At 42.4% G+C, this 18,867-nt stretch carries 24 protein-coding genes and 1 pseudogene; 6 read left to right on the plus strand and 19 right to left on the minus strand.

Annotated elements, in window-relative coordinates; translation table 11 throughout:
- Positions 1-120: 120 nt before the first annotated feature.
- Positions 121-531 (minus strand): hypothetical protein, encoded by a 411-nt coding sequence (locus KSMBR1_RS01060; protein ID WP_099323529.1) that lies wholly within the window; start codon positions 529-531, stop codon positions 121-123.
- Positions 532-636: 105 nt separating this feature from the next.
- Between KSMBR1_RS01060 and KSMBR1_RS20575 the strand changes: the two genes are divergently transcribed.
- Positions 637-909: a hypothetical protein gene (locus KSMBR1_RS20575; RefSeq protein ID WP_131493604.1), complete on the plus strand. Its 273-nt coding sequence runs from the start codon at positions 637-639 to the stop codon at positions 907-909.
- A gap of 65 nt (positions 910-974) precedes the next feature.
- Here KSMBR1_RS20575 and KSMBR1_RS21455 read toward each other — a convergent pair whose 3' ends face one another.
- Positions 975-1,331 carry a hypothetical protein gene (locus KSMBR1_RS21455; RefSeq protein WP_172953461.1) on the minus strand — a complete coding sequence of 119 codons (357 nt, stop codon included), beginning with the start codon at positions 1,329-1,331 and terminating at the stop codon, positions 975-977.
- A gap of 121 nt (positions 1,332-1,452) precedes the next feature.
- On the opposite strand from KSMBR1_RS21455, the gene KSMBR1_RS01070 reads away from it, so the two are divergent.
- The gene (locus KSMBR1_RS01070; RefSeq protein WP_230408029.1) at positions 1,453-2,508 is read left to right on the plus strand and encodes a Mu transposase C-terminal domain-containing protein; all 1,056 of its coding nucleotides are present in this window, start codon (positions 1,453-1,455) and stop codon (positions 2,506-2,508) included.
- Positions 2,509-2,510: 2 nt separating this feature from the next.
- Positions 2,511-3,302, plus strand: coding sequence for an ExeA family protein (locus tag KSMBR1_RS01075; protein WP_099323525.1), 792 nt, complete (start codon positions 2,511-2,513; stop codon positions 3,300-3,302).
- Positions 3,303-3,655: 353 nt separating this feature from the next.
- Here the strand turns inward: KSMBR1_RS01075 and KSMBR1_RS01085 are convergent.
- The 5 genes and pseudogenes from KSMBR1_RS01085 to KSMBR1_RS01105 form a co-directional block, all read right to left on the minus strand.
- A pseudogene (locus KSMBR1_RS01085) lies at positions 3,656-4,186 on the minus strand (transposase); the annotation flags it as partial.
- 36 nt (positions 4,187-4,222) lie between these two features.
- Complete coding sequence (locus KSMBR1_RS01090) at positions 4,223-4,981, minus strand: hypothetical protein (protein ID WP_099323665.1); 759 nt, start codon at positions 4,979-4,981, stop codon at positions 4,223-4,225.
- Between the two features lie 85 nt (positions 4,982-5,066).
- Complete coding sequence (locus tag KSMBR1_RS01095; RefSeq protein ID WP_099323666.1) at positions 5,067-5,825, minus strand: YaaW family protein; 759 nt, start codon at positions 5,823-5,825, stop codon at positions 5,067-5,069.
- Positions 5,826-5,913: 88 nt separating this feature from the next.
- Entirely contained in the window at positions 5,914-6,291 is a 378-nt protein-coding gene (locus KSMBR1_RS01100) for a YkvA family protein (protein WP_099323667.1), read from the minus strand.
- A gap of 79 nt (positions 6,292-6,370) precedes the next feature.
- Complete coding sequence (locus KSMBR1_RS01105; protein WP_169703973.1) at positions 6,371-6,652, minus strand: hypothetical protein; 282 nt, start codon at positions 6,650-6,652, stop codon at positions 6,371-6,373.
- Positions 6,653-6,675: 23 nt separating this feature from the next.
- Here KSMBR1_RS01105 and KSMBR1_RS20585 point away from each other — a divergent pair, with 23 nt between their 5' ends.
- Positions 6,676-6,873: a hypothetical protein gene (locus KSMBR1_RS20585; RefSeq protein ID WP_157775624.1), complete on the plus strand. Its 198-nt coding sequence runs from the start codon at positions 6,676-6,678 to the stop codon at positions 6,871-6,873.
- On the opposite strand, the gene KSMBR1_RS01110 is transcribed toward KSMBR1_RS20585, so the two are convergent.
- Positions 6,862-7,212, minus strand: coding sequence for a GIY-YIG nuclease family protein (locus KSMBR1_RS01110; RefSeq protein WP_197705299.1), 351 nt, complete (start codon positions 7,210-7,212; stop codon positions 6,862-6,864). The genes KSMBR1_RS20585 and KSMBR1_RS01110 overlap by 12 nt on opposite strands.
- Complete coding sequence (locus KSMBR1_RS21735; protein WP_315850544.1) at positions 7,152-7,409, minus strand: GIY-YIG nuclease family protein; 258 nt, start codon at positions 7,407-7,409, stop codon at positions 7,152-7,154. The genes KSMBR1_RS01110 and KSMBR1_RS21735 overlap by 61 nt, the downstream gene beginning before the upstream one ends.
- 252 nt (positions 7,410-7,661) lie before the next feature.
- On the opposite strand from KSMBR1_RS21735, the gene KSMBR1_RS22590 reads away from it, so the two are divergent.
- Positions 7,662-7,784: a hypothetical protein gene (locus tag KSMBR1_RS22590; RefSeq protein ID WP_261341076.1), complete on the plus strand. Its 123-nt coding sequence runs from the start codon at positions 7,662-7,664 to the stop codon at positions 7,782-7,784.
- A 218-nt stretch (positions 7,785-8,002) separates the two neighbouring features.
- Here the strand turns inward: KSMBR1_RS22590 and KSMBR1_RS01120 are convergent, their stop codons facing one another.
- From KSMBR1_RS01120 to KSMBR1_RS01130, 3 genes are all read right to left on the minus strand, one after another.
- Positions 8,003-8,881 (minus strand): hypothetical protein, encoded by an 879-nt coding sequence (locus KSMBR1_RS01120; RefSeq protein ID WP_099323669.1) that lies wholly within the window; start codon positions 8,879-8,881, stop codon positions 8,003-8,005.
- Positions 8,882-9,051: 170 nt separating this feature from the next.
- Positions 9,052-9,417 carry a helix-turn-helix domain-containing protein gene (locus tag KSMBR1_RS01125; RefSeq protein WP_099323670.1) on the minus strand — a complete coding sequence of 122 codons (366 nt, stop codon included), beginning with the start codon at positions 9,415-9,417 and terminating at the stop codon, positions 9,052-9,054.
- Positions 9,418-9,600: 183 nt separating this feature from the next.
- Complete coding sequence (locus KSMBR1_RS01130; RefSeq protein WP_099326935.1) at positions 9,601-10,338, minus strand: SagB/ThcOx family dehydrogenase; 738 nt, start codon at positions 10,336-10,338, stop codon at positions 9,601-9,603.
- 428 nt (positions 10,339-10,766) lie between these two features.
- On the opposite strand from KSMBR1_RS01130, the gene KSMBR1_RS01135 reads away from it, so the two are divergent.
- Positions 10,767-12,797, plus strand: coding sequence for an amylo-alpha-1,6-glucosidase (locus tag KSMBR1_RS01135; protein WP_099323671.1), 2,031 nt, complete (start codon positions 10,767-10,769; stop codon positions 12,795-12,797).
- 112 nt (positions 12,798-12,909) lie between these two features.
- Here the strand turns inward: KSMBR1_RS01135 and bfr are convergent, their stop codons facing one another.
- The 7 genes from bfr to KSMBR1_RS01170 all read right to left on the minus strand — a co-directional run bounded on the left by bfr (position 12,910) and on the right by KSMBR1_RS01170 (position 18,852).
- Positions 12,910-13,386, minus strand: a complete 477-nt coding sequence (gene bfr / locus KSMBR1_RS01140) for a bacterioferritin (RefSeq protein ID WP_099323672.1) — start codon at positions 13,384-13,386, stop codon at positions 12,910-12,912.
- A gap of 148 nt (positions 13,387-13,534) precedes the next feature.
- Positions 13,535-13,831 carry a sensor histidine kinase gene (locus KSMBR1_RS01145; protein WP_157775627.1) on the minus strand — a complete coding sequence of 99 codons (297 nt, stop codon included), beginning with the start codon at positions 13,829-13,831 and terminating at the stop codon, positions 13,535-13,537.
- Positions 13,832-13,849: 18 nt separating this feature from the next.
- Entirely contained in the window at positions 13,850-14,227 is a 378-nt protein-coding gene (locus tag KSMBR1_RS01150) for a hypothetical protein (protein WP_157775630.1), read from the minus strand.
- Between the two features lie 595 nt (positions 14,228-14,822).
- Positions 14,823-15,302 (minus strand): ATP-binding protein, encoded by a 480-nt coding sequence (locus KSMBR1_RS22265; RefSeq protein ID WP_164995745.1) that lies wholly within the window; start codon positions 15,300-15,302, stop codon positions 14,823-14,825.
- Positions 15,286-15,504, minus strand: coding sequence for a P-loop NTPase family protein (locus tag KSMBR1_RS22270; RefSeq protein ID WP_099323675.1), 219 nt, complete (start codon positions 15,502-15,504; stop codon positions 15,286-15,288). The genes KSMBR1_RS22265 and KSMBR1_RS22270 overlap by 17 nt, the downstream gene beginning before the upstream one ends.
- Positions 15,505-15,616: 112 nt before the next feature.
- Positions 15,617-16,744 carry a Mu transposase domain-containing protein gene (locus KSMBR1_RS01165; RefSeq protein WP_157775633.1) on the minus strand — a complete coding sequence of 376 codons (1,128 nt, stop codon included), beginning with the start codon at positions 16,742-16,744 and terminating at the stop codon, positions 15,617-15,619.
- 629 nt (positions 16,745-17,373) lie between these two features.
- Entirely contained in the window at positions 17,374-18,852 is a 1,479-nt protein-coding gene (locus tag KSMBR1_RS01170; protein ID WP_099323677.1) for an ISNCY-like element ISCku10 family transposase, read from the minus strand.
- Positions 18,853-18,867 lie beyond the last annotated feature (15 nt).

The following is an 18,867-nucleotide window of genomic DNA, read 5'->3' on the forward strand; positions in this document are numbered from 1 at the left end:
ATTTTTTGTTCACGTTAAGAAAAATACATCGTTTACCCCGTTAGAAAGAAGTTCCGTCCGTAAGGCGGAGTAAAGCCTCATTAAATAGTTTGGAAGGGGTTAAAACCACTTCCAAACTTCCTAACGGCGGTTTACTTCCCAGTTCCCCGTTTTCACGAGGACAAGTTTTGTAAGATTTTTCCGGAACATAAAAAACTCAGGGCAGGAGGACCGAACGTTGGGAAACTTCATCCTCCTGCCCATTTCCCCCCTATACAAAGGAGGCAGTGCGTGAATATTATAGAAAAAATCCACAAGCATGAAAAGCTTATTGCGACAAAACAGAAGCCATGCTTTTGTCCAAAGTGCAAGAGTACCCATGTCAATTTCACCCTTCATGAATGCAGATATCGGTTGTTTCACGTTATTATCGACTCCCTTGTTCATACGATAGAATCTTTCCTGGGACGTTGGAAATGTTCCTTGTGCAAGAAGACGTTTACTTCCTATCCTGAGTATGCGCTCCCTTACAAGCGGTACGTAAAGGATCACTGTCTCTCCTTCAGTCAGGCTTATGTCAAAGATGATACAGAAACCTACCGGAGTGTCTCCTCTGCCATCGGATATACTACCCGAACACAGGAAATAGACAACCGCATGCTTGCCTGGTCAACCGTTTGGAGGTGGCTGCGTTTCTTTGGCTCACTGAAATACACACTCCGCAACGCCTTTGACCTCATCAGGCAGGCCGACCCCAACTCTCCGGTTTTTCGCCAAATGTTTCCCATTTACCACGGAAAGTATAAAAGCAAACAACGAAAAACCTCCCTCGATCAATCGATTCAATTGTTCAGCGCCGAGCCGGAATATCACCGAATTTTTGGGCATTCATTTTTCCCCGAACTGGCAACAAAAAGCGGCTGGTCTTGAGTTACAATCACCTCCACACTTAAAAAAGGAGGTGAATTATGAAATCGAAAGACGAAAAATGGGCTTTATTCTGGTGCAATCTTCTGCATCCTGTCATCTTCGGTGAGATTGAGAAGGAGCAGACCAACCTTTTTCTGAAAAAACTCTGCCTTCAGGAGGTCGTATTCCCCAACGGAAAGCGGAAAAGACCCACTATCTCTACCCTCAGGAGAAAACTCAACCGCTACCGCAAAGATGGATTTCAATCTCTTGCAAGAAAGGCGAGGAGCGACCGTGGCGCATCCAGAAGGTTTTCTCGTGAAATTATCGACAAAGCCGTTGAACTCAAAAAAGAACAACCACGCCGCAGCGACGATTGCCTCAACCGCTTTCTTGAGAAATACTATGGGAAAACGATCCCCAAATCCACCCTCTACCGCCATCTCAGACTCGCAGGGGCGACCCGGCTCAAACTCGGCGTCTCACAGCAAAAGGTGCGTATACGCTCTTAGCCGTGAGCATACCCACGACCTCTGGATTGGCGACTTCCAGGAAGGCCCTTTCGTGCTCGTTGACGGCGAGGCGCTTCCCACAAACCTCTGTCTCTTTATCGACTGCTACAGCCGTTATGTGGTCGAAGAACGGTATTATCTCAAACAAACCCTCGATATCCTTATCGATTCTCTCATCAGGGCCTGGACTATCCACGGCTCGCCCAAAGAACTCTACCTCGACAATGCCAAGGTCTACCACTCTGACGCCCTGCGCTCTGCCTGTTACAACCTCGGCATTAAACTCATCCACAGACCACCACGCGACCCTGCTCCCGGCGGACTGGTCGAACGTTTCTTCGGCACCAGCCAGACACAGTTCGAGTCGGAAGTCCGCTCCGGCGACATTATCACCCTTGATGCCATTAACCAGGCCTTCTCCGCTTACCTTGCCGTTGTCTATCACGCAAGAATCCACTCCGAAACCAATCAATCTCCAAAACAACGCTACGACGAGGGGCTTACCGTCATCCGACACGTCGATATGGACGCCGCTCTTGCCTTCTTCATGAAACGCATCCCCAGAACCGTTGACAGAACCTTTGCCGATGTCCGCATTGATAACCGCTTTTACCGTGTTGACCCCAAACTCAGAGGCGATAAAGTAGAAGTCCGTTACGACCCATACGGCGATCTCAAAAAGGTCTTGATCTATTCCGCAAACGGTGAATACCTCGGCTCGGGAAATCTCTACCTGCGCGACCAGGGCGCTGAAACTCCAGCCGCCTCACCTTCAAAACCAAAACATAATTACCTCGACCTTATCACTCAGAAACACAAATCCATTCTCCAGGCTCAGGCCAAAGGCATTGATTACCACCAAATCATCTCCGAACGACCCTGGCCATTCATGGCATTCGTCCAGAAACTCGCACTCCTCATGGGACACAAAGGCTCTCTCTCCGCCTTCAGCTCTCATGAACTCGAATCGCTTAAAAAATGCTACAACCGTATCCCCGCTCTCAACGAATCATTGCTCACGGAGGCATTCCAAAATGCCTCCGTGAAAACCTTACCCTATATCATTCGTGAATTACAAATCGCTTACTCGAAAAAGGAGGTCTCTTAACCATGTTTACTTCTCATTTTTCCATGACTACTCAGCCGTTCTCTGAAAGAATCAACACCAGCCTTATCATGAAAGACGAACGCTTTACCCAGGGGCTTGCACGACTCCAATACCTCTTACACTCAGGCTCTATCGCCGTCCTCTACGGACAGACGGGAGTCGGAAAATCCACACTCCTCAAACTCTTCCTCTCACAAATCCCCCAAAACCTGTTTCTCCCCATCTACCTCCATTTTACCCACCTAAAATCATCCAGCCTTCTCTCCTTAATCGTCTCCCAGCTCGGTGAAATACCAAAACACACCAAAGACCGGCTCTTCCTCCAAATTATGGATAAATCCTTGCGCTCAAATCTCACTCCCATTATCGTTATCGACGAGGCTCATCTCCTGAAAACCGACGCCATCACAGACCTCAGACTCCTTGTCAGCTCTCCGCTTGATTCTTCCACTCATCTCAAAATCATCCTCTCGGGACAGGAACACCTCAAATATATCCTCAAAAGAGACATCCATGCCGACTTCGCACAACGCATCTCGGTACATTACCACATTCATCCCCTTACTAAAACTCAAACCGCTGCATACATAGACTTCCATCTGAAATCTTCCGGCGCATCCGATAAAATCTTTGACTCAGACGTCAAAGACCTGATCCATGAGTTCTCCGCCGGCATCCCAAGGCAAATCAACGCCATTTCCACCGCCTGCCTGATTAACGCTTCCATCAGACAATCACAGAAAATTACCCAGGATATCTTCCATCAGGCTCTTGCTGAAATTCAATCTTTTTAAGGAGGTCTACCATGGCCCGTCTCTTTTCCCCTCAACTCTTGCGCTCATTACGAAACGATATCCCCATCGATCGACTCATCGCTGATGTCCTCTCCATACCTCATAAATACTCCGAAGGCTATTTCCGCTTCCCCTGCCCTCTCTGTTCTGAATTTAATTCCGCCACCAACCCAAATACGAACCTCGCCAGGTGTTTCCGTTGTAAAAAAAACTTTAATACCATCGACATCGTCATGGTAGATTCCAACTCCTCTTTCCCAGATGCTGTCTATCTGCTAAAATCCGTTTTACCTCAATATATTAATTCCACTTAATCTGAGAATTCCAGGTTCATTTATTGTGGGGCTTAGCATCTTGTGCGGATTATATCCTACCTCTGCACCCTCCTGTTTCCCATATACACCATCTACGGTAGAATCAACATCTATCCATACTTCGCAAAGAGCACTCCTGAGTTTATGGCCTGATCTCACCGCACGCTTCCATATCTTTCCCCTAAACCGGTGGATCACCCCCGTCAGTTCCACTATATCTCCCTGACTCGCCAGCTTCATAATACGTCCTATCGTAGTATCTACAGGTACCTCTTTCCACCCGGACATCTTCTTCAATACCTCATCTGTACACACCTTCATCACCTCTACCATCGATGTCGCCCCTGCTATCAACCCTATCACTACCATTTGTACCGCATCGACAAACTGATACCGGGCATTTGCTCCACGATCCTTATGGACCGCTTCATGGACTCTCTCCCGGAACATCAGCTTACCCATAAAATTCAATACCGGTAAAAGCCCTGCATGTACCGTTAAGCCTTTCCCGCTCATCTCTGCCTTGATTTTCGGTTGTCTTTTGCTGTATTTTTTTGCTATATTCTTCATCGAAATGGTGAATCTCCTTTCAGGTGTTTTTTGTTATCAATATACCGCCGAATACCTTGGAAATCCTACCATTTCAATCCTATTCCTGCAACAAGGCTTTGCCTTGTTTGCAGGATTTAGGTGAAATTGTCTGGACGGCATGATTAGGGTGTTTTTATGATGGTTTTCATGCCTGTGAAAATCGGTGTTTAATAAGAAGCCGGGAATAAAGGAAAGGTTTAACATTTTTATGCTAACAGACCTCGTATTCCCGGTAAAGTCGCAGGAATCATAGGCAAGCTCGGGTTTAACGGGATACGGTGTGTTTAATACGAAGTGCCCATCATTGAATGTGACGCTGAGATCGGGTGCATAATTTTTGATAATTTCGTTAACAAATACTTCCGTTACCACAAAAGTGCCGGTGGTTATGTCTTCAATAGCCTTTTTCAAAGATTCCAGGCTTGTGCCTTTTAATAGTTCTTTGTACTTTTCCATAATTTCCGGGTTGGTCAATGCATCACTTGCCATGTCCTTAACCTTATCTATTTTGCCCTTATGCTTGTCTATAAAACCATGCATTGACGGGTCTTGTTCGGCACTGCAGTCGGATGGCGGGGCTTCAGCCTTTTTGTCGGAAAAAAGTTTTTTCGCGTGTTTCATCGTTCTTCTCCCAACCATTCCGCCCAATTTGCCCCCTGGTTTGCTTAGTCCTACTTGACCACCAATGACTGTCCCTGCTACTTCCCCTGCCTTCACTACCACCGTTTCCAGCACCTTATTTTCCACTGCATTTTTCAATTTATCCGATACCATAATTATTCCTTTCCGTAGAAATTCAAGTTTTACACATCTACCGTTCGTGGCATTTAATAAGCCTTTGGGTTCCGCCTACCCATGCCTAGCCTTCCGCCCTCTGCCTAATCCTCGCCATACACAGCAAAGGCACTACGGGTACTATCTTGCGCATGGCAGGTCCACTGATTATCCGCATAACATCCCACGCCATCCAGACTCCCATCACAATGTTCAGCCCTGGAATGAAGAGCGCCGCGCTCTTCGTCACTGCATTCATAGCAATCTTAATCCCTAGCGTTCTGCCTATAGCAGCCATAACAATTACCAATATTTGGTACGACAAAAAACCGCCAAAGCTAAATGCCATCCCAGCCGACAATAATACGCCAGGCGCCATACCGCGCATACTGTTAACATTGAGATATTCCAGCAACTCTTTCAATTTCTCAGGGTCTTCGGCACGCATTTGGTCTTCGAATTCACATACTGTTTTCTCGTATTCCCGCCTCTTGCCCTCGTCCATCTTTTCCCATGCCTTGTCTACGATGATTCTCAATATCCTTTGTTCTAAATCTTCAGCCGTTGTATTGTCTGTATATTTAGCCTTAACAGACTTTGCTACCCTACGAACGATTTTTCCGTATGTGGCCCAATCATCGCTGAAAACTCCGTCTGTTATCCAATCGCTGCCGGCATATCGTATCTCTTGTTCAAGGGCAAGGTCATCCCTTATCACACCATATTTATTTTTCAACTCCTCAATACTATCATACTTCAAAGCCTTCGCTATTTCATTTTTCTCTTCCTCGTTTAGTTTTTGCAAAACGCCTACCAAATCACCATCGCGCTGTTTGAGATCCATATGAACCACTGCCTCCTATATGTTTAATTTGTATAGGCTGGGCGATCCCTATATCGCCTAGCCGGAATAGCTACACGCCCAAATATGGTTATATCTTTTCCGCAGATGCCTCTACTCCAAACCAATTTTTCAATTTCACCGAAGTCTTAGTCTTTACTTCATCATTGATGTATACAGCCACTGTTGCAAGCGCAGCCGCCAAAGCGCCCAGGTCATCTGCAAAGCCGACAACCGGTATCACGTCGGGTATCGCGTCCACCGGACATATAAAATATGCCAGTGCGCCGTAAATAACAGTCTTTGCCCACAGGGGCGTTTCCGGTCGCTGGGCAGCATAGTATAGCCACAAGCTTTTTTCGATTACCTCCTTGCCTGCAACTTTTGCAAATTTTTTAACCTTTTCCCAAAAACTTTCATCCGAATACCCATCCGGAATAGCCACCTGCAATTCACCATCTTTGCTCATTTCAAAATCTCCTTTCTAAGAAAAAACCTACCGCACAAATCCTATAGTAATTATGGAAAGATACATTTTTCGCCACCGATTAATTTCTTTTCCTCCGAAGCCATTTAACGAGTTTATAAACACCATAGCCAGCGCCAGCAGCAGCAATTGGCGCAGCGGCTACAACTGCAAGTCCAGCCGCCATACCCCCACCGACCACGGTACCAACTGCGGCCAGGCCGGAAGTAATTCCAGTTGCCCCAAGCCCGGAAACACCACCTACGGCAACCGCCGTTACAGCGCCGCCTGCACCAGCTACAGCACCGGTGCCCGTTGAAGCCATTACGCCTACCACGGAAGAACCATCTTTATCGTTGCCCATCAACTCCTCCTTTGAAAAAAACAATGATAACCGCCCCCACACTTCCCATACCCTTACTCCCCAAACCGGAATCAAATGATCTTGCCTCCAAAACATTCAACAGCCTTGCGCTTTTTTATGTCCGCATCCTCCTGCATGATGTAGGGCGATGGACGATGGACGATGAATTACGGACATCCTTCGTGCTTCGTCTCTCGCTCTTACGTTTTTCAAAAGACTAAAGTGTTATGAATATTCTTCTTTAAGTCCTCAAGACATTTCCGGTCGAACTCCCCCATACCTCTGCAAAGCTGGTGAAAAAAGGTAATATTCATAATCAGCGAATCCTTGTCCAGCTTATTTTTTGGGGATATAGTATCAGAATCTTTGGCAAACACAACATCTTTCCAGTCATTTATCGAATCGTTTATTCTCACGATAATTTCTTTTCTGTTAATTTCATCTATTTTTTTAGCCCTTGAGCCACCCTTAATTTGCTTCTCCTGCGATATGGCGTTTTTTACGTCACGAAGTATCTCGTAGTATACTGATTGCTTCGGAAAAAACCCTCGCAATGACAAGCTGAGACCCTTGCGATGACAAGTTTTGTAACATTATACTTTTTTGTAAACCCCTCGACCCTTTTCTCTCTATGCTCATATACTCTTCTTTTAAGATTATTCGTAACCCCTGTGTAGAGTACGGTATTATTTTTATTCGTCATTATGTAAACGGAGTATAATTTATCCATTACAATTACCTTGATTGAATCTGGCATTATGAGATTGCTTCGGAAAAAGCCCTCGCAATGACAAGCTGAGACCCCTGTAGTGCTCCTGCAATAACAAGCTGAGCCTCCTGCAATGACAAGCTAACACTTTTTGGATGGCCCTATAAATTTGAACCGGTACAGAAACATAAATGCCAGACGTTTCCGACTCGAAAGTAAGACTACAAAAAATAGCTTAAGTACAGATACTACAACACGATATGGTTATAAAACCATTTTCATCGTTTCTGGATGTTGCAAATGAAACATGATGACTGGTGGCTTATTTTGTCAACACAAGGGTATCCGCTTGTCATTGCAAGGGTCTTTTTCGGCTTGTCATTGCGAGGGCTTTTTCCGAAGCAATCTCATAAACAGTCATAGAGAGCCTTCCATCCTGCATCATTCCATTAACTAATTCTATTTTTTTGTAACACTTTAGTTCTATGAAAAAAACGCTCGTTACCAAGCTCCGGCTTGGGAACGGGATTGTTTGAGAAGCTCCAGCTTCGAATGGAAAAGAGAATGGGTCCATGTCAGCTTGTACTTTTCAGTATGTTATCAATATATTTGGAGTCCCATTTTGAGCCAAATAATTCTTGCTAAATTGAAGCGAGAGCTTCCAGTCTTTTTTTTAATTTTCCTATCAATTTGTCCTCATCCATTTCAACCTGATTTGAAGAATCGCACGAATTCAGAAATTCTGTAATATCTTTCTTACGCATGTTTGTCTGATAAAAAACGGTTATGTCCGGCGTTGATGTGGCAGGAGTCCTTGTTGTCATTTCATACAGGACGTAGTCATTCAGGTTTTCAGGCAGGTTTATCCGGTGCACCCTAAAGATTTCCCCTTTATGAAAGAATTTTCCTTTAAGATTGGTCAGTAATTTTCTTATGCTGTCAACAATTGGCTGCGCTTCGGATGCATACTGTCTTGTCGCATCCCGAAGGCATGGATCACTGTTAATCTGATTAAGGATAGAGGCGATTATTGAATCTTTGGCGCTGGAGACAAATTGTCCTACTAAGTCCTTGCGCTTATTGCGCAATTTGAATATTTTCAAGCCGATTGTTTTATCAAAGGCCGATGTGTTTATTTCACAAAGATTGCCATGCAAAATATTCTCTAGCCAATTATTGAATGCTGATTCGGTTGCCCTTCCAACGTTCTCTGCATATTTATCCTTAATTCCCGAAAGCCGATTGCAAAGGGCTTCCATATTCATGGCAACATCATATTGCCCTCCTTTCATGTAACGTTTCTTAAAACACGGCTCGCAAATGATTTCATTATGCAAGTAGTAGCCTTCAGTATTGGGATTTGCAGTTGGTTGGCCGTATCTTTTTGTCAGCGCTGTTTGTTCGTATATCCGATTATCTCCGATTTGAGTTAGGCAAGCGCCACCCTCGTATTCGACCTTAACAATTTCGGAACATTTCAGGCAATGGTACCTATTTCCCTGAATATTCAGCCATGACATAATTTGGTTTCCTATTTGTGGTTGTTGGTGTTTAAGGTAGCATGTGGAAATACAGTCTCTATTTTCTTTAAAAAGCAGGGGCGAAGCATTTGCTGTTTGGGTATGAACGCATTTGTGACAATTTATAGCAAATGCTTCGCCCCTACAATATGCGTGGCAAATTATTGTTTTTATTTCGGTTTTTTATTCTTTTTGAAAAGGTCCAATATTTTTCCGGTGTTTGAGGATTTTTTTATGAGTGAAGTTATTGCCGCCCCCCATGGATTCGTTATGACAAACCCTGCGATTACTGCCGTGGCTATAACGCCGCCTATGCCCATCAATCCCAGCATCTTCCGGATTTTTTTCTGATCTACGTCTTTATTATCAACCAATTGCTTCAGCGCAATGAGCTGTTCTTCCTGTGTATCGTCAGGCTGTGAAATGCCGCTTTCCCACCTGCTCACTGTTGAAAAGCTGATTCCCAATGCCTTTGCAAACTCGGACTGGGTTGCACCCAGCTTTTCACGAAGTTCCTTAATTTCTTTTGCACCCATTATGCCACCGCTCTTTCACAAAATTTAAAAGGTATTCATAGTGAATACTTGTGGAAGTATATCACAAATTAACTATTATGCAAGGCAAATAATTTGCATATGCAAATTATTTGCGGCTGATTTAACGTTTTTTCTTCTCGCTTCCATGTGAAGCCGGAGCTTGGGAACGAGTGTATACTGGTGTTATTTTTTACCTGCGGCTGCCAAATATATTACAAATTCCTCATCGCCATCGAGAGAGAGTAAATCGTTTATATTATCATCAGAAAACGCCGCAATTGCGCATGCCCCGCAATCAATTGATTCTGCGCTTAAATACAAATTCTGGCAGACGTGTCCTGCATCCAGATGCATATATCTGTATCCGCGTTCTCCATATCGCCATTTCATACGGTAAGCTACCGCAGACCAAATGAAAACAACATCGCATAGTTTTATTATATTCTGCCCCAAACACGCTTCTGTAATTTTATCAGCAATATCCGGTTGTAAATTTACCTCCATCAGCTTATGTTTAGATGCAAGAAATCTGTATACGCCTGGCAACAAACCCGTTATGTTATTTATCAATAAATACGTTTCCAAAGAATGCCGCGCCCCCGCTGACGGCACGTTTCGATACGTTGCAGTCCCGGGTATTACTTCTTTTACATCCTGAGTGCACCACAGCAGGTAAGATAATTCTTCAAGGGTTAATGGTTTTTTAGAATAATTACGTATACTTGTTCTTGATTCTATCACTCTTCGTACATCAGCATTTTTTACAACAATATCCTCCGGTTTCGGTAAAGCTATAATCGATTTTGACCGGTCATAAGGAAGCTCCAAAGGCGGCTGTTGTATCCCTTTCATCTGATCCGATGCCGCTAAATACTGATATTTTGTCATGTGCATAAACTCTTTTCCAATTCCGTTTGACATAATCACACTCCTTTTTTGGCAAAAATTTATTTTTTTAGAAAAAGCATGGGGCGAAGCATTTGCCTGCGTACAGTATACTCGTTCAGTGGAACGGTGCCGGCGCATATACAGACAACTTTTTACGTCTTTGTTCCCTATGCCGGCAAATGCTTCGCCCCTACAATTTATCATTTTGCGAATAAAAAGCTATAGCTTTATGCAGTGAAAAACATGTACAATTTGCTTCCACTGTATTTGATGTATAGGAATTTCAATATTTTTAGTTAAGCAATGCATAAACCCACCCCCTGCCCCTCCCAGGAGAGGAATTTGATAAGTCCCCTCCTGGGAGGAGATTGAGGGGTGGGTAAAAATAAATGCCGTTGGATTTTTTGTCTTTTAAAAACCCGGCATAATTTATATTTTAATCGTAAACAGCACTTATTTATATGACTATCGTTTTTAAAAAGAATATCTGTCAAACGGTTTCTCTTTCTTTAGAAAAAGAATGGCTGGAGGCAAACGGGATTGGTGGCTATGCCTCATCTACAATTATTGGCGCCAATACAAGACGTTATCATGGGTTGCTTATGGCGGCAACAAAGCCGCCCCTGGGAAGAATGTTAATGCTGTCCAAATTAGAAGAAGCGCTCTTTGTTGATGGGCGGGAATATCCTTTGTCCACGAACATTTATCCTAATACGATCTTCCCGGAAGGATACAAACATCTCGTTCAATTCCAATCAGATCCGTTTCCTGTATGGGAGTATTCTGTAGAAGGAATGCTGATTAAAAAAACGGTTTTTATGGTGTATGGTCAAAATACCACCGTGATTATGTATCAGATACATCGGGAGAATGAAATGCTTCCCCCCCCTGTTTTATCAATTCGTTTTATGATTGCTTTTCGTGATTATCACAGTCTGACTCATGAGAATCCCTGTTTGAATACCGGTTATACAAATCTGCGCAATGGGGTTTGTTTAACGCCATACAAGGAACTCTCATCTCTGTATGTTTTTTTTAATGCAACATCAATCGACTCAAATTGTTTTTGGTATAAAAATATGAAATATCCTAAGGAGATTGAACGGGGAATGGAGGCCTATGAGGATCATTTCAGCCCTTTTGCTATCAACTTCAGTCCAATACAAAACGATGCAATCTATTATGTTGTCGCATCAACGGAAAACTATGATTGCATAGATATTAATGAACTCTATGAAAAGGAAACAGGACGCAGAAATGCGTTGAACAACAATATCCAAAGAAATCAAATAATTTTCCCCTTTGTTTTTCCAGGAACAGGAGACGAAAACACCGGGAATTCTGACATTCTGAACTGCTTACTCTCCACATCAGACACTTTTATTGTAAAGAGGGGGAATTGCAGGAAAAGTATTATTGCCGGATACCATTGGTTTGCTGATTGGGGAAGGGATACGATGATTTCGCTTCCAGGCTTAACCCTTGTTCAGGGGAAATATGATACGGCAAAAGAAATATTGCTTACGTATGCCGGCCATGTCAATAAAGGCATGATTCCTAATCGTTTTCCCGACTACGGAGAATTGCCGGAATACAATACAGTGGATGCGTCTTTGTGGTACATACATGCGGTGTATAAGTATTATCTCTATTCTAAAGATATACTAACAATTCAGAATAAGCTGTATCCGGTTTTACACGAAATCGTCTCCTATTACCGTAAAGGCGCCCGCTATAATATTCACATGGAGAGCGACGGTTTAATCTATGCCGGTGAAGAAGGCATTCAACTGACATGGATGGACGCAAAAGTGGGTGATTGGGTGGTGACCCCCCGGATGGGCAAGGCGGTTGAGGTCAATGCCCTTTGGCATAATGCATTGAGGATTATCTCTTTTTTTGCGGAAATCATGGATTTAGAAAATGATTACCGTGAATATTCTGCGTTATCTGTAAAGGCAGGCAATTCATTCAATGAACTGTTTTGGTTCGAAGAAGGCGGCTATCTTTACGATTATGTTGACGGCGGAATGAAAAACTCTTCAATCCGCCCGAATCAGATATTTGCCATAAGTCTGCCATTCGTGTCATTACCCTTCAGAAAACAACAGGCTGTTTTTGAGATCATAAAAAAACATTTATTAACACCTTATGGATTGAGGAGTCTTTCCCCCGCCGATAAAGATTACATTGGTGTTTATCGAGGAAATGTTTATGAGAGGGATAGGGCATACCATCAGGGTACCGTATGGGCATGGCTGATAGGGCCATATCTTGATGCATTTTTTAAAATATACGGCAACAATATTCATACAAAAAGAATGATGGTTGAATTACTACAACCATTGTGTAATCATATTTACGATGCCGGAATTGGTTCTATTTCGGAGATTTTTGACGGAGATTATCCCCACACGCCGCGCGGATGTATATCACAGGCCTGGAGTGTCGGCGAATTGCTGCGGGCAATGTTTGAAAATTTGGCAAAGTAGCATCTATTTTGTGACACTTTAGTCTTTTGGAAAGGCGAAAACGCTCGTTCAGGAATTCCTGCCTGGTAACGAGCGTTTTCTAAACGAGCGCATCTTCCGCTATTTCTTTACACTACTCATCTTTTTTTATTACCTGAACAGACAAATAATTTTCAATCCCCATATCCTTAATTTGCTGCAAGTGTTCCTCCAAATCATTTGCGTGTTTTTCTTCATCGGTCAAAATATGTTCAAGCAACTCCCTGGAACCGGCGTCTCCAACCTCAGCGCACAAGGTGATTGATTTTTGGAGTCTCTGAATTGCAATTTTTTCCAAAGCGTAATCATTCTCCAGTTGCTCCTTAACAACCTTTCCTACAGTAATTTTACCAAGATCCATTTTTGGTATGCCTTCTAAATACAACAAGCGTTCAATGAGTTTTTCCGCATGCTTCATCTCTTCTATGGAATTTTTCTCATTAAATTCATACAGGCGTTTATATCCCCAGTTTTCACACATCTTGGCATGCACAAAATATTGGTTAATCGCTGTAATTTCAGCCATTAACAACTCGTTTAAAACCACAATAACCTTTGGATTTCCTTCCATAAAACACCTCCTTTATGTAATAAAATAATACTTATGTAATAAAGAGGAAATGGCGATAGTATCGCCACTCCGTAAACTTATGAAAGTATTATAACATTGAATTAATGTTTTTTGCATAGGGAATTAAATACTTTTTATCGCAATAGTTTTAGTCAAATAATAAATCTATAAGGGAGGGATTAGACCGCATAAAACGCTGAGTTCCTGATGCTGTTCTTTCTTTTATGCATTCATTCTCAGGGAATGTAAGCCAAAATATGCTCCCATTGTCAACATTGCTTTCTACACCTACCATTCCTCCATGTAATTCAACCAGTCTGCGTGTAAGTGCAATCCCGATTCCGGCGCCGTTGGAATCTTTATCTTTTGTGCTGTTTGACCGGTAAAATGCCGAAAATATTTTGTCTTTTTCATCATCCTCAATCCCAATACCCGTATCTCTCACCTCTATTCGTATGGATGATTACCATTCTTTAGAGATAATAACATCAACGGTACCGTATTCAGGGGTATATTTGAGCGCGTTGGAAGGCAGATTATACATAATTTGTTTGCACTTCCTGATACGGGAAAAACGAATATCAAACAAGGAATTATGAATGTCGAAGGGCAAGAAAACTTCGTAATTCGAAATTCCTTGTTCTGCTGTACGATATTCTCTTTTCATCCTACTAAAACGACGGGTTACAAAAAATCGGGAATGCTCCCGAAAACACTCGATTTCCCAGTTCTTTGCCTGGAAGCGGGAGCAAGGCATGAGCGGACGCTGTAAGGCGTCAGCTGCAGCCAGTTGTTCGGCCAGGTGCATCTGGATAGTAGCAGTGCGGCAAACTCCTGCCATGTCTCCCGTGGGACATGGAGAGCAAGACGACGTCATAACTGCTAAGCCCCACAATAAATGAACCTGGAATTCTCAGATTAAGTGGAATTAATATATTGAGGTAAAACAGATTTTAGCAGATTGACAGCATCTGGGAAAGAGGAGTTGGAATCTACCATGACGATGTCGATGGTATTAAAGTTTTTTTTACAACGGAAACACTGGGTCGTTATGGCAATAGAAAAGTGTACCAGATGGCAAAGTAAAATATACTCAAGAAGTTCACAAAATGTGATTTCAGAAATGCTATAACTATTTATATCAACAAAAGTTAAATCTAATTTAGAAATCTCTATTTGTGAACCCTTACAGTATAGTACCACTCTGGACAAAAAAAATTTATTATCACAATATGATATTGTCGACTACAGGCTTCTGTGATGCAACGGAAGGAACCCGTAGGGTGACTGGAGTTGCATCACAGAAGCCTCAATTTTGCAATCTCCAATTCACCGATAAAACAAAAGATGTTTTTCCCTCTTACACCTCCTTCCCTTTTTTATTCTTCATACTCTGTTTAAATCGATAGCTTTCTCCATTGAACGTAAGAATATGGCTATGATGTGTTATTCCGGTCTAAAAGTGCCGACGTCATTGTGGGATCATTCATAAATTTCGTCCAATCAGCAAATTCCAGGTTGGAACTAATAATGGTCGCTCCATTTTCGTAGCGATCTGCAAAAAACTGAAACAACAACTCTGATCCTTCTTTAGACAAGGGTAAATACCCTAATTCATCCAATATTACCAATTCGGCCTTGATGAGTCTTTTCTGTAGTCGAGACAATTGCTGCTCCGATCTGGCTTCCAACAACATATTCACCAGCTTCGCGGCAGTAAAAAACAATACGGTTTTTTTCTTCTTGCAAGCCTCAACTCCCAACGCTATCGACAAGTGTGTCTTTCCCGTTCCTGTCTGACCTATAAAACAAATATTTTCTGATCTTTCTATATAACCACATTCACTCAGTCGAAATACCTCTTTGGCGTTTAAACCAGGAATCTCTTCAAATGCAAAATCAACAAGCGTTTTGATGAATGGAAAATTGTGCTTGTTTTATTAAATTCTTCACCCGATTCTGGTCCCGGTTTACAATCTCCTCTTCGCTTAACGCTCTCAAATACTCTTCATACGGCTGGTTGTTTCGTGTCGCATACTCAGCAAATGATTTATGATGCTTCGAAAACATGGGAAGCTTTAATTGTTTTAAATTCAGTTCCAATATTGCATGATTCATTCGCACTCCCTCCCCAATTGCATCAAAGAATTATAACGATTTAATGCTACATGAGGCACGTGCACATCGAGACGGGAGCTCTCAGACACATCCAGCCGCTCACTACGTACTACTATCCATCAACTTCTTGTTTTTTATGCTCGTTTTTCAAAATGCATAACCGTAAGGCATTGATTAGATGAGGATTACGTAAAGTTTGGAGCATTGGGTTTTTTGTCATTTGAATTTGTTTCGTATTTCGATATTCGTATTTTGAATTTGGTTGCGGCCAAAGGCCGCGCCAAGGACTACTATGTCTTAATTGAATTAATACCTGTTTGACTCCTTCCACATCATACTGCTCATACGACATGGCCATTTCTATTGCAATTCCTAACTCTTCTACCGAATAGCTCCTCAATAATTCCAACACCTTTATACATTCCCTGGCAGTTCCATATCCCTTATGATATGCACACTCAAAAAACTTCCTGAATATTGCCGGCAATTGACGAATCGGCTTGCTATTGATTGCAGTATACGGCTTCTCCGTATATACCGAAAGATAATGCAGTGGGTCGAATATTTGCCTGCCCTTCTGATCTGTCCTTTGATGGCGGGCAATCTCTTCTCCCTTGTAACTGGCTATTACCTCCTTTATCGTTATGACTATATCCACTTGATGGTACGCATATCTGGTTGGCACAGAATAAAATGCTCCTTCCACTGATATCAGAGAATAGTGATTGGCTTTCGCGATCGCATGTATACCGACATCTATCTCCTTCAACGGCAATGCACGAAAACACCTTCTCTCTTCTTCGTAACGCTCACCAACAAGCTCCCCTGTCCCATATACCTTACGCTTTGCCCGAAGACTTTTACACCACTCAGATAATTCCCGATTACATTCTTCTAAATCACGTATCGTTGGCACTGGAGAAAAACAATTCCTCCTGACGTACCCTACCAGACCCTCGACATCTCTCTTTTGCCACCCCTTGCCTCTTTCACAAAATTCTGCTTCAAACCCATATAGCTCACGAAATGTTCGAAAATGATCAGACTCCTCTCGTAACTTCCCCCTCAGGATCCGCTTCACCGCCTGGCTTAAATTGTCATACCGTACCTTTTGTGCTATACCATCAAAATATTCAAAGGCCAATTTGTGAGAATAAAACAACGCTTCCTGTCGTTCACTCTCAGACACATATACAAAAATATCGTTTGAGTAGATTAATTGATAACAATGCAGACACAATTCTACCTCTTTACCCTTGTAACACGCCTTTATATAACCAAAATCAAATTATATATACTCTCCTGGCGTAACTATTCCGCGAAAATAATTTAGAATTTACTTGACAGCAGAAATGTTATAAACAAGCAATTTACCTGGTAGTGTATGTATATGTTTGTAAATGCGTTAAAAACAGGCAGCAAGATGCCGTGCATAGAGACGTGTGTGGGGTCTGTTCAGTGATAGAATTTCGAGCCTTTGTGGTGTGTTATAGAGCGAAAGAAAAGGGTGAAAAAACCTGTGGTATAATATAGTCAAACAAATCAGATTTTCGAAATTTGCTCGCCAATAATTTGAAAATTTTCAGTTAAAAGAGTAGACAATTCATCTGTATACTCGTTAATATTTTTGAAAAAACTTAAACATTTGTTTTTAAACTTCTCATAAGTAGTGTCTGAACGAAAACTATCTTTTTTATGCAAGATTCTTTCTCTGAGCAAATTTAAATTTTTTTAAATTGCCCCTTTTTCAACTTTTTCTTCTACGCTTTAATCTATGATACGGTTGTTTTATTCATTTCCCTCGTTTTTACCATCTTTTCATGTTCTCCGGACATACTATCCCTCATGGATTTTTATTCGAGAGTGTTTTTACGCTGCCTTACGTACTGTTTCTTTTTCTTCCCGGACTTTCTTCTGCAATATACTCCCCATCGTGTGCAAATTTGCCGCCAGCACTCCTAATGCGCAGTATCTTTTAAATCCTTCTATCCCTTTGTCTAAGCATCTGTCCAGCCCATGATGTTCTAACCGGTTAATATCTGACTCCACCGCTGAGTGCTTGTGCCTGAGTTTTTTAAATGTACTCTCCGATTCTTCTTCTGTCTCCGCCTTATTCCTTTTTCCTTTCTTCGGTATGATCACTTTCGGTATATAAAGACTTATCAGTTCCTTGTATTCCTTCTTGTAAAAACCCTTGTCTGCACTTATACTTTCTATCTCTTCTTCACCAAACAAATTTAATAGCTTGTCTGCTAACGGCAGAATTAACGCCACATCTGCTTCTTTTTCCACTACTTGGTGATATCCGATAAACCCCCATTGGTCACTTGCTATCACCAGATTGTGGCCTAATTCCACCCTCTTATTCGCCTTCCCTTTACTCAACCATTCTGTGTGTGGTTCAAACAGTGAATATACCTTTTCCCCTACCGGTATTTGCTCTTCCTTGATAATTCTCCTCTCTACCAAATCTCTGTGCTTCTCCAGCATCTGATAAAAATATTCCATCGACTCCAATGCCTCTTTCTGCATTTCTTCCGCACCCATTGTTAATATTTTTTCGTACACCGCTATTATGCTCGCACCTATCTTCTCACTTAATCTCTTTGCTAATCCAAGATACTCTTTTACTTGCTTCTTAACCGCCTCCTCTTTCTTGTTTCCACCACCACTTGCCGCTTTCGAACTACTCCTCATCAGACTCTTTAGCTCTTTCCTCCAATTCTTTACCTTTCTCCATCCTTTCCCGTTCAATACCCCTCCCTCTATAAATGCCTCTATCCCATCAAGGCACTTCCTACCCGCATCCCACAGCAAATTCATGTCCGTAGGAAAATGTACGTTTGTCTCCACCACATACGTATCCGTCTTTATGCGGAGCTTCTCCTCCCGTCCGTTCTTTGCCAGCCTCTGGCCTGCCTTTACCACCACATCATTAATCTTCCCCAACGTCTCCTCATCGAGCAATCTTACGTTATCCTTGATGCTTTGCAGCGAATACTTCTTACCCCTCCCAAATACGGTATCTACTCCCATTATCTGACGAATCAGACTATGGTGATTCACCATATCTTCCAACCTGTCATAATCCGCATCTAATCCCAATCTCACCACTCCTATTACCATTATCTGCCATAACTCCATACCATTACGCCCTGTCTCTTTCTTCCCACCCTTTACCTTTGCTTCCAATACCCTGAATACTTCCTCTCGTAATTCCTCTGTAACAAATATGTATTGTAATGCCCTCAAAATCGGCGCTAACTCATCCCTGCTCTTTTCGGGAATTTCTACCTCTGATATTGGTGTGCTTCCAAGTCTCCTTTGCGGCTCGAATCTTTTTCTCATGGCGTGGCAGTTCTC

Origin of the sequence: Candidatus Kuenenia stuttgartiensis (genome assembly GCF_900232105.1) — a bacterium.
GTDB lineage: Bacteria > Planctomycetota > Brocadiia > Brocadiales > Brocadiaceae > Kuenenia > Kuenenia stuttgartiensis_A.